This is a genomic window from Armatimonadia bacterium (assembly GCA_039679385.1).
In the GTDB taxonomy this organism is placed as follows: domain Bacteria; phylum Armatimonadota; class Zipacnadia; order Zipacnadales; family JABUFB01; genus JAJFTQ01.
Genome location: JBDKVB010000045.1, coordinates 38,556 through 49,188 on the forward strand (window position 1 = coordinate 38,556; position 10,633 = coordinate 49,188).

The 10,633-nt window shown below is 64.5% G+C and carries 8 protein-coding genes; 5 read left to right on the plus strand and 3 right to left on the minus strand.

The annotated features are described in order from the left end of the window. The first annotated feature begins 32 nt into the window (after positions 1 to 32). From ABFE16_04205 to ABFE16_04215, 3 genes are all read left to right on the plus strand, one after another. Complete coding sequence (locus ABFE16_04205) at positions 33 to 1,646, plus strand: FecR family protein (GenBank protein ID MEN6344482.1); 1,614 nt, start codon at positions 33 to 35, stop codon at positions 1,644 to 1,646. Between the two features lie 85 nt (positions 1,647 to 1,731). Then, positions 1,732 to 2,715 carry an Ig-like domain-containing protein gene (locus tag ABFE16_04210; GenBank protein MEN6344483.1) on the plus strand — a complete coding sequence of 328 codons (984 nt, stop codon included), beginning with the start codon at positions 1,732 to 1,734 and terminating at the stop codon, positions 2,713 to 2,715. A gap of 143 nt (positions 2,716 to 2,858) precedes the next feature. Further along, positions 2,859 to 3,419, plus strand: a complete 561-nt coding sequence (locus ABFE16_04215) for a nitroreductase family protein (protein MEN6344484.1) — start codon at positions 2,859 to 2,861, stop codon at positions 3,417 to 3,419. 106 nt (positions 3,420 to 3,525) lie between these two features. On the opposite strand, the gene ABFE16_04220 is transcribed toward ABFE16_04215, so the two are convergent. The 3 genes from ABFE16_04220 to ABFE16_04230 all read right to left on the minus strand — a co-directional run bounded on the left by ABFE16_04220 (position 3,526) and on the right by ABFE16_04230 (position 7,708). Then, positions 3,526 to 5,190: an AMP-binding protein gene (locus tag ABFE16_04220; protein ID MEN6344485.1), complete on the minus strand. Its 1,665-nt coding sequence runs from the start codon at positions 5,188 to 5,190 to the stop codon at positions 3,526 to 3,528. A 36-nt stretch (positions 5,191 to 5,226) separates the two neighbouring features. After that, positions 5,227 to 5,775, minus strand: coding sequence for a cupin domain-containing protein (locus ABFE16_04225; protein ID MEN6344486.1), 549 nt, complete (start codon positions 5,773 to 5,775; stop codon positions 5,227 to 5,229). A gap of 163 nt (positions 5,776 to 5,938) precedes the next feature. Continuing rightward, entirely contained in the window at positions 5,939 to 7,708 is a 1,770-nt protein-coding gene (locus tag ABFE16_04230; GenBank protein ID MEN6344487.1) for a prolyl oligopeptidase family serine peptidase, read from the minus strand. Positions 7,709 to 7,906: 198 nt separating this feature from the next. Between ABFE16_04230 and ABFE16_04235 the strand changes: the two genes are divergently transcribed. After that, the gene (locus tag ABFE16_04235; protein MEN6344488.1) at positions 7,907 to 9,307 is read left to right on the plus strand and encodes a hypothetical protein; all 1,401 of its coding nucleotides are present in this window, start codon (positions 7,907 to 7,909) and stop codon (positions 9,305 to 9,307) included. Positions 9,308 to 9,453: 146 nt separating this feature from the next. Continuing rightward, the coding region (locus tag ABFE16_04240) for a chondroitinase family protein (protein MEN6344489.1) at positions 9,454 to 10,633 on the plus strand (1,180 nt) is incomplete at its 3' end.

Below are 10,633 nucleotides of genomic sequence, written 5' to 3' on the forward strand. Positions count from 1 at the left end.
TCAGAATCAGTCCCATCGCAGGAGGTCGCAAAATGATCAGGGCTTTTTGCGCCATGGTTGGCGCCCTGGGCATGCTGGCAATCTCACAGACCACCTGGGCGGCCGCGCCCTGTGCGACGGTCACCGGGGTGGTGCTCCAGGTGAGCTATCAGCAGCCGCCGGCCAAGGGCTGGTCCACGGCGAAGGTCGGGACCAGGCTCTACGCCGGGGCCAGGGTGCGCACGGCGAAACGGTCGAAGTGCGAGATTGCCTTCCCGGACAAGAGCCGCATCAGGATGAACGAACTCAGTGAGCTGGCCATCGCCAACGCCACCAGCAAGGACGTGAAGCTGGCACGCGGCAACCTGTATGCGCGGATCGTCGCCGGTACCGGGGCACGCATCGCGGGAGCGGGCGGCGTTGCGTCGATCAAGGGGACGCAGCTAACCTACGACGGGCAGACCCTCGCGGTCTATGAGGGTGCTGCCGACCACGAACTGGCACGCGGCGTCGACCATGTTCCGGCAGGCAGCGCCTCCAGCACCTGGCGACCCGACATCTACGAGGTACCCGCCCTGCAGTGGGAGGGTGGCAAGCTCCGGCCGTGGTTCCAGGACGTCGGTCCGGGCGTGTCTCTGGGGACAATCGGCGGCTCACGGCCGGGCACCTCGCTCAAATACGGGCGAGCCGGGATGATCACCGGCATCGCGAGGATGCTGACCGGCGGCATCGTGCCCTGGGGTGACGTCGGTGTGATCGTCGAGCAAGCTCCACCCGGCGGAAAGGTCAACCCCAGGGGCAGCTACCGTGGCTCGGGAGCAGCCCTTGGTGCTCTGGGCGCGAGCTTCCTTTTGGAGGACTGGAACAAGGATCCGCATCCCCTGGGTGGAGGCGCCTTCGGGCCCTTCTTTGACGGCTCAGCCTTCGCCATCGAGGGAGAGAATCGCAATGACATGACTGGTGGCGAGCTGCGGGCGTGCGCGATGAAGGACAACCTGTTCCTGGGCCTCGGCTGGGTGGGCTATTCCGACTACCCCGCCGACCCCTACATCGCCCTCAGTGAAGCCTTTCTTGCCTACCGCGACGAGAGTATCGGCGACATCGCCGTCGGCAAGCAGTGGTTCCTGGAAGGGCCGGTCAACAACACCCGCCTTGGCTCACTAATGAGCTTCGACCGGGCGACGGCACTTCGCTGGCAGGGCCGTGCCGGGAAGGCCGAACTGGATCTCGCCTATCTGTATGACGTGCTGCCAACGTCTTCTGCGCGCCGTGAGGGGTGGGCGGGACGTGCCCAGTTCGGACTCTGGAACGGCACCGTCGGCCTCAACGCGCTGTACGACAACGATCTCTCCGACACCGGGGTATCCTGCGACTTCTGCTTCCCAGTCCTACCGGGAACTCTCGACCTGTACGGCGAACTGGGTGATGACGCCGCCGGCAACCACCTGCAGACCTGGGGCGCCTACTTCCCCGGGCTGTATCAATCCCTGGGCGTCGATCTGTACCTTGAGTATGCGAAGCGCGGCAGCCTCAACTCGCTGACGTCCGCCTCGGTCTACAAGGAGATCAGCGACGGGTGGTCGGGACTGCTGCTGTTCAAGGACGTCGAGGGTAAGTCTGCAGTGTTTGGCCTGGGGATCGCCCGGGAGTTCGGGCACCAGAAGTAAGAGGTGCTCGCCCGAGCCGTTGCTGTACCTGACCGTCAGTGCAGTCGTCCGATTAGCGTGGAGGGCACAAGAGGAGTGTCGAGCGATGCGCAAAGCGATCATGGTTGTGTTGATGTTTATGATAGCCGCAGTCCTTCTGGTCTTGTCCGGCTGTGGCGGGGGCAGTTCGGCCGTTCCCGGCAAGGGTGACCTCAAGATCACAGTCACCTTCCCGCCGCAACCCGAAGGGGTCTCACCGGAAGCGATCCCGGTGGCGACCAACAGCTTCCGGATCCGCATTAGCGACCCCGTTACGGGTGACCCGCTGGCTGCCGATGTGGTCATCTCACGTGCCGGCGGCGTGACGCAGACGGTGGTCATCCCCGGGATTCGCGCCGGGAACACCAGGCTGCAGGCCTGGGCGTACACGTCACTCGATGGAACCGGAGAGGCCATTGCCCAGGCTCAGACGACCGTGGTGGTGGTGCAGGGCGAGGAGGTAACGGCGCACCTCGTGCTTGCAGCGCTGCCCTTCCGGGTCGAGGTGACGCCATCACCGCTGAGCCTGGAGAAGTCCAAGACGGGCAAGCTCACGGCGACCGTCTATGACGTGGATGGCAACATCATCCTGGGCACCTTCACCTTCAACTGGAGCAGCGACAACGAGGGCGTGGCCAAGGTGGACGACTCGGGCGCGGTGCTTGCCGTCGACAAGGGGAGCTGCAAGGTCAGTGCCCAGGAGTCCGTCAGCGGCAAGACGGGTTCCGCCGACGTCAACGTGTGGGTGGCTACGGCAGCGACGGCTACCATCGAACCGGCCAGGGTGATACTGCCGATGGGCAGGACCGCCGACCTGACCGCAACCGCCTATGACAACCTGGGGGCAGTCATCCCCTATGCGATGGTCCAGACCTGGTCGGTAGACGACCCCAGCATCGCCGGCATCACGGGTACCGGAAACCAGGTGAAGGTCACGCTCGGGCCGACCGCCGGAACCACCACCGTCAGGGCCGACTTCGGAGGCGGCCTCGTTGCCACCTGCAAGGTCACCTGTGACAAGTCGGGAACGATCAGAGTCATCCTGGAGTAGCGCCGCAAGGAACAGCTCGGAGCCAGGGCACAAGTCCGGCCTTCGCCGGAGGCTGCAAGGCATATGCTCCTCGACAGCGAAAGGCGCAGGCAGAGGGCCTTGGTGGCGCCTCACTAGGGTTGGATGGGTCAGGGGGAAACACTATGGATTTGTTCGAGGCTATCGCTGAGCGTCGATCGGTGCGCAAGTTTGCCGACAAGCCGGTCCCACGGGAGGTCATCGAGCAGTTGCTGTCTGCCGCTGTGCAGGCGCCGAGCGCAATGAACAAGCAGACCTGGGCCTTCGGCGTGGTCCAGGGCGGCGACAAGGTAAAGGAACTGGGCGAACGTGCCCGCCTCGCCCTTCTGAAGGAGTTGGAGCAGAAGGGAGGCCCGGCTGACTTCCGCGCTCGCCTGGAGAACCCGGAGTTGGCTGTCTTGCACGGCGCACAAGCCTTGATCGTGGTCTACGCCACTTCGGAGGATCGCTTCGCCACGATCAACTGCTGCCTTGCAGCCGAGAACCTCATGCTGGCAGCAACAGGGATGGGCCTCGGGACTTGCTGGATTGGCATGGCCGAAGCCCTGCTGAGAAGCCCCGAGGTGAAGGCGGAGATGGGGGTGCCACAGGAGGCGCAGCCCATCGCGACGCTCATTCTCGGGTACCCCGACGATGACAGCCCACGGAAGGCCAAGAACCCGCCGACGGTCCTGTACTGGCTATAGCCTGACGGACCAGCGCACCCAACAAGCAAGCCACAAAAGAACCCGCGAGTGCTCTTGCGCTCGCGGGTTCCTGTTGTGCGTTCCCGTCACGTCTCAGGAGCCTGGGCTACACCGGCTCGCCGCTGTCCTCTTCCCGAATCGTCGCACGGCGGATCTTGCCGCTGATAGTCTTGGGCAGCTCGTCGACGAACTCGATGATGCGCGGGTATTTGTAGGGCGCGGTCACGCGCTTCACATGCTGCTGCAGCTCGCGGACCAGCTCCTCGCCCGGCGTGTAGTTCGGGACCAGCACGACCGTGGCCTTGACCACCTGTCCACGGTCGGGGTCGGGCACACCGGTCACGGCACACTCCAGCACCGCCGGGTGCTCGATGAGCGCACTCTCGACCTCAAAGGGCCCGATGCGGTAGCCCGAGCTCTTGATCAGGTCGTCGGCGCGGCCGACAAACCAGTAGTACCCGTCCTCGTCGCGCCAGGCCATGTCGCCGGTGTGGTAGACCCCATCATGCCACACGCTCTTCGTTAGCGCCTCGTCGCGGTAGTAGCCCGTGAACATCCCAGCCGGCGGATTGTCGCCGGTGCGTATGACGATCTCCCCTTCATCGCCGGCGTCACAGGACTCACCTTTGCCATTCACCACGTCGACATTGAAGCCTGGTGAAGGCTTGCCCATCGACCCCGGACGGGGCGGGACCCACGGGAAGGCGGCCAGCAGCACTATGGCCTCGGTCTGCCCGAAGCCTTCCCTGATCTTGAGACCGGTGGCGCGGTAGAAGCGCTCGAAGACCTCCGGGTTCAGCGGCTCGCCTGCGACTGTGCAGTACTCGAGGTGCTCAAAGTTGTACTTCGACAGGTCTTCCTTGATGATGAACCGGTACACCGTCGGCGGAGCGCAGAAGCTCGTAACCTTGTACTTCTCGACGATACGCATCAACATGCCGGCGTCGAAGCGGTCGAAGTCGCACACGAAGACGGCCGCCCCGACGATCCACTGGCCGTAGATCTTGCCCCAGGCGCACTTCGCCCACCCGGTGTCGGCGACGGTGCAGTGGAGACTGTTCTCGTGCAGGTTGTGCCAATACTTCGCGGTGATGATGTGACCCAGGGGATAAGTGTGGTCGTGGCACACCATCTTGGGCATGCCGGTAGTGCCGGAGGTGAAGTACAGCAGCAGCGTGTCGTGGACGTCGGTTGCCTCATCACCCTGAGGTCGCTCGAAGTGGTCCGAGGCCCCCTCCAGCGCGCGGTCGAAGTCAAGCCAGCCGTCACGCGGGCCGCCGACCGAGGCCTTGACGCGGAGAGAGGGAGAGTCAGGATGGGCCTCGTCAACGTGTCCGGCAACCCGGTCATCGTGCACAGCGACGATCATCTTGATGTCGGCGGCGTTGTTGCGGTACGACACATCGTGCGGTGACAGCAAGTGGGTAGCGGGGATCGCAACGGCTCCCAGTTTGTGCAGGGCCAACAAGCAGAACCAGAACTGGTAGCGCCGGCGCAGGATCAGCATCACCTTATCGCCACGCCTGATTCCCGCATCTCGGAACACGTTCGCAGCCTTGTCGCTGTACAGCTTCATCTCGCGGAAAGTGAAGGTCGCCTCTCGGCCGGAGTCATCGCACCACACTAGCGCGACCTTCTCCGGGTCACTTGCCGCGTACTCATCCACGACGTCATAGGCGAAGTTGAAGTTGTCCGGGATGTTGAGGTGGTAGTTCTCGCGCAGGTCCTCGTAGGAAGAGAACTGTGTTTTCGACAGGAATCGCTCGAGCATTGTCTTGACTCCTCCAGCCCCCGGGGGGTGCGTTGTTCAGCAGATGATCGCCAGGAAGCGCGCCGTCTGATCCCCAAGGGCCTTCATACCATGCTTGAGGTTGGAGTCGAAGAACAGCGAGTCGCCTTCCTCCAGCAGGATCTCGTGGCCGTCGACAACCACGCAGAGCCTGCCCTCCAACAGGTAGTTGAACTCCTGGCCGGGGTGCGAATTCAGATGGATCTCCTCGTCCTCCGGCTCGACGGAGACCAGGAAGGGCTCCATCTTCTTGCTGCCGAAGTTGTACGCCAGGCTCTGGTAGTCGTATTCCTGACGGCGCTGCACAGCTACTCCCTTGCCCCTTCGGACCAGGCAGTGGTTGTGCAGGCGAGGCTCCTCGCCGGTCAGAATCGCCCCGAGCTCCACGCCGAACCGCGCAGCGATCTGGTACAGAACGCTGACCGGGATGTCCTCCCGCCCGCTCTCATAGCCCGCATACAGCTCCAGGCTGACCCCGAACTCACGAGCTGCTGTCTCCTGCGACAGCCCGGCGATCTCCCGCAGTTCTCGGATACGCATGGCAATCTGCGCCAATTGGTCTGACATGGCCCTGACCTCCTGGTCTCACGGTGGGAGGGTGCAACACGACACGCCGGTCCACAACTCCTGGTCAGTCGGCGTGCAAGGAGGGTGTCGCCCTCTGGGCACGGCGCCTATGATACCATGCGCGGGCCAGGATGTGAAACTGCCCTCGTGACGAATTCCGCGCCTACCGACTCAGGACAAGTCTGTTCCCGGCCGGGCTCGTGATCTGCAAGCCCGGGAAGGTCACCAGCCCCTGGGCATCGGCCGTGAGGGTCCTCTGCTGCACCTGCTGTCCCGAGGCCACGTCCAGGTTGACGGCCTTGACCTGCTCACCGGCCGCGATCTTGAAGGCCTGCAGACGCCTCGGAGTCACGTCGACCGTCACTGGTAGCGCCTCCGCCTCCAGCGCCCACTTCACCACCACTTCATACCTCTGTGCCGTGTCCCTGGGCTCTTCCCAGGTCAGCCCGCGGTTGAGGAAGCCCACGATGTCACCGTCGGTCTTGTCACCGTTGCCGGGGTTGTTGTCCCGCGAGCAGTTGCTGAAGGCCGGGTAGCTCTTGTTGAGCGCGATCAGCGCATGGAAGGAGTTCAGGTTGCTCCATGCCTTGACGTCCGCGGGCATGTTCGCCGCGCAGTCGCTGTGCGTGCCGTTGTCCCAGGCGGCGAGGATACCGTGGTGACCGTCTCGCATCGCCCGGTAGAAGTCGGGGTTCTTCCACCACGGAATCGACGCGTCCTGGCGGCCGTTCGTGATGACCAGGTAGGGCAGATCGCCCGGCGTGTTCCTCACAAACCGCGTCCCGTCAAGCCGCTGCCGAACCGTCACACCCTCGTCGGTCGGCATGTCCAGGCCGCCGGTCTCCGCGACGATACGATGCTCGCTGTCGCCGCCGGTGCCCCGGTCGTAGGCCACGATCGGAACGTGAGCCCGGATACCCGCGAAGATCTCCGGGTGACGCAGGCAGAAGGAGATGCTTCCGCAGCCACCCATCGAGCTGCCGGTGGCGTAGACACGGTTCCGGTCTGTCTGGTAAGTCCGTTGGACCCAGTCCAGGATCCAGAGCAGCCGTCGCTCGCTGTAGTTGACCACGGTGCCCTGCGGCATCTTCTCGGGCTCGCGGATGTTGCTGTTGTAGCCATACCAGAAGCTGTGGATTGCCGGTGTGAGCTTCTGGCAATTGTCGCGACCCTCCGGGAACATGCGGTCAATCCAGGTGCGATCCGTCGGTGCAACGATGACCGCATCGGCGGTCACCGTGACGCCGAACTTGAAGGGAAGGCCCTCTCGCCAACCGAGGGACTTGTCGCCGAGGACCAGGAAGTCAAAGCCACCGCGACCCGTCTTCGCATGCAGGCTCAGATGCAGTGGCTTGTCCTTGCCCGCTGCGACGTCAGGCTGCGCCTCGGGCCTCTGCCAGATCGGTTCGAGGGCGGCAGCCTGCACCTGGACCGGCGTCTGCAGCGAGTTGGCGCCCGCCGTCACTTCCCAGTTCTCCACGCCGTCGGCACCGGTGCTGACCACCGCATAGTACCGTGGGCCCTTCTCCTCAGGGGCCACGGTGTGCACATGCAGCCCCGAGTCCGGATTCAGACGCCTCCCGCCGGCCACGATCAGGAAGCCCTCGTGAGGGATCGGCGGCTTCTCGCCCGTCTTGGGGTCCTTGGCCAGTGGGTTCCCGTAGGTCTCGGGATTGAGCCACCAGTCGTTGGCGAGCCCTGGGCTGAGGTGGTCGGCCAGGACAGTGGCCTGCCCGGCGTTCTGCGTCGTGATGGGCTGGTCAGAACCCAGGACAGTCAACTGGCCCTGCCAGCCGGCAGGCTCGTCCCAGGTGAGGGAAACCTGGCCCTGGCGATAGACGGCCTGCAGGTTCGTCGCTACCGGCGCAGCGCAGGCTACCATAGCGAGAGCCATGAGAAGGGTAACGAGAGGGAGTGTCATATTGGCGAACATGGGATCCTCCGGCGAGAGCTTCAGTCTGAGAGCAAAAGCAACACGGGAGGTTTCCGCGTCCGTCGGCCGACTCCTTGCCCGGGAATACAGTAGCGCCTTTCTGCCCTCTGAGCTGAGCTGGAGCAGGGAAGGTCCTGCTCCCAGAAGCTTGGAATAGGCGCGGACCTGCACGACGTCGTTCCCACACCGGAGGCTATCATGCTCATCGGCTGGTCATCTGCAGACATCACCCCAGACAAGCCCTCTGTGCTCCGCGGACAGTTCCATGCACGCATCTCCAAGTTCGTCAACGATCCACTCACTGTCACAGCGCTGGCCCTTGAGGGAGCTGACGAGAGCGGTGCCAGGCACCAGGCCATCATCATGTCCTGCGACCGCGTCAACGTGCCAAGCATCGTCGAGAACCGGGTGCGCGAACTCGTCTCCCAGAAGGTCCAGGGCTTTGACCCCGCCATGCTGTTCATCTCGGCCACTCACACCCATACCGCAGCCGAGGTCGACGAGAGCCTCTACGGGCCGCAGGCGCCCGAAGTGGGCTCCCCGGCGGAGTACTGCGACTTCCTCGTCGAGAGAATGGCGCAGGCCGCTGCGGAGGCCTGGGAGCGTCGTGCACCTGGTCAGGTGAGCTGGGCCTTCGGGCAGGCAGTGGTTGGCCACAATCGGCGCGTCACCTATCTGGACGGCCAGTCGAAGATGTACGGACACACGGATCAGGCCGACTTCTCCCACATCGAGGGCTACGAGGACCACAGCGTCGACATGCTCTTCACCTGGGACCCCGAGGGCAACCTCACCGGTATGCTCCTCAACCTCGCCTGCCCCTCGCAGGTGACCGAAGGCGAGTACTACGTCTCCGCCGACTTCTGGCATGAGGTGCGAGTGGAGATCCGCCGCCGTCACGGAGAGGGCCTGTTCATCCTGCCCCAGTGCAGTGCAGCCGGTGACCAGTCACCACACCTGCTCATCCACAACCGTGCCGAGGAACTCATGCGTCAACGGCGCGGCTTGACAGAGCGTCAGGAGATCGGCCGTCGGGTCGCCAACGCCGTCGATGACGTCCTCGACCTCGCCAAGGCCGATCAGCACTCTGAGCCGACCTTCGCCCATGTGACGGCAACCGTCCGTCTGCCGGTCCGGACTGTCCTCCGAGGCGAGTATGAAGCCGCACGTGCCCAGCGTGAGCACTGGGAGGCTGAGCAAGTCGATCCCGCAGACGTCTTCGCCACCTCGCGACGGCACGTGATGATCAGCCGCTACGGCAAGGTCATGACCCGTTACGAAACGCAGGCCGACAATCCCCAGTACGAGACAGAGGTCCATGCTGTGCGCCTTGGCGACATAGCGATGGTCACCAATCCCTTCGAGCTGTTCCTCGACTTCGGCCTGCGCATCAAGGCTCGCAGCAAGGCGGTGCAGACCTTCGTCGTCCAGCTCGCGGGCACGGGTCGCAACACCATGTCCGGCTACCTGCCGACCGCCAGAGCGGTGGCAGCGAAGAGCTACGGCGCAGAAGCCGCAGACAATGCCGTCGGCCCGGAGGCCGGACAGGTTCTGGTCGACCGCTCGCTGGAGCTGCTCGACGGGCTGTGGGGAGAGTAGTGGACGTGGTGGCGCGGCAAGAGAGGTAACCCAGAAGACCAAGGGGAGGCGAGGCCAGGCACTTGACTTCGCCTCCCTTTTCGCGCTCTTCCTCCGAACTTGGCCCGAAGGACAGGGCAAGGCCCCCGGCGAATCTGCCGCTCACTATGAGGAACCCATCGCTCTGGCTCAGCGCTCTGCTTCTGGTCGTCGGGCTTGTACAGTCGGGAACCGCTGCCACGGTGCAGGACTTCGAGGACTCCGCCACGGCCGGATGGCAGGCCGGCGAAGGAAGCACGCTGGCCGTCACTACCGAGAGGTACAAGTCCGGCTCGCACAGCCTCCGCTGGACCTGGGAACGCCCCCAGGCAACCATCACCTATCGGTCTGCGGCGGACTTCACAGGGCTCAAGGCGGCGCCGAAGGACAAGCCCGCCAGTCTCTTCGGATTGTGGGTGCATAGCAGCGCCCCGGTCACAGCGCGGATGAACCTGGAACTCCTGCAGGGGGGCAACGTCGTCGGCGCCTGTTGGTTCTGGATGGACTTCCGGGGATGGCGGCCGCTCGGCGCTCGCTACACGGACCTCGGCTGGCGCGCGCGACAGGCTGTCGACGGCCTGCGCCTTCGCGCTCCCGAGGGCGTACCTGCGGGTTCCCTCGACCTGGACTTCGTCTGCACCAACCGGGAGGGCGGCACGCCACCGGCCACCTACCAGCAGCCCTGGGCAGGGAACCCACAACGGCTTGCCACGGCGGAGGTCTACTCCGACCGCGACGTTTCCCAGAGCCGACCTTGGCTGCCTCCTCTGACGCCCGCCGACAAGATCACACCGCAGCAGCGCACCGACATGGCAGCTCTCGCACAGCGCATGCTCCCAGCCCTGCGTAGACCCCGCAGCGGACTCAAGCCCGAGCAACTCGCCGAGGCCCAGCGTCAGTTCGCCGCCCTGGGAATCCAGCGTCACGGCGGCATCATCACCGGTCGCCCGGTCGATGGCGGCAGCTTCCTATCACCACCCGGGGCAGTGACCATGGCCGACTTCGTCAAGGTCTGCGGCCAGGTCCAGAGCGCCTACGAGGTGGCCCAGAAGCCGGAGGACATCGCACTCCTCCGCGGGATGTTCGCCGACCTGTGCAGGCATCTCCTCGATCAGGGCTGGGACGAAGGCGCCAACGTCGGCGGTGCAGGCAATCCCTATGACCTGCGCTACTGGCCACCGATCTTCATGGCAATGCGGGATGTCCTCGCCGAGGAGGGACTGCTGCGCGACGTGGCACTGGGTGTCTGCTGGTCAATGGCGGCGCTGCACGGCGACGTCTTCGTCCAGAACCCTTCGTCCAACATGG

Coding starts and splice junctions, on each gene's coding strand:
- ABFE16_04210 (MEN6344483.1), top strand. CDS start 1,732: ATGCGCAAAGCGATCATGGTTGTGTTGATGTTTATGATAGCCGCAGTC.
- ABFE16_04225 (MEN6344486.1), bottom strand. CDS start 5,775: ATGTCAGACCAATTGGCGCAGATTGCCATGCGTATCCGAGAACTGCGG.
- ABFE16_04205 (MEN6344482.1), top strand. CDS start 33: ATGATCAGGGCTTTTTGCGCCATGGTTGGCGCCCTGGGCATGCTGGCA.
- ABFE16_04220 (MEN6344485.1), bottom strand. CDS start 5,190: ATGCTCGAGCGATTCCTGTCGAAAACACAGTTCTCTTCCTACGAGGAC.
- ABFE16_04215 (MEN6344484.1), top strand. CDS start 2,859: ATGGATTTGTTCGAGGCTATCGCTGAGCGTCGATCGGTGCGCAAGTTT.
- ABFE16_04230 (MEN6344487.1), bottom strand. CDS start 7,708: ATGTTCGCCAATATGACACTCCCTCTCGTTACCCTTCTCATGGCTCTC.
- ABFE16_04235 (MEN6344488.1), top strand. CDS start 7,907: ATGCTCATCGGCTGGTCATCTGCAGACATCACCCCAGACAAGCCCTCT.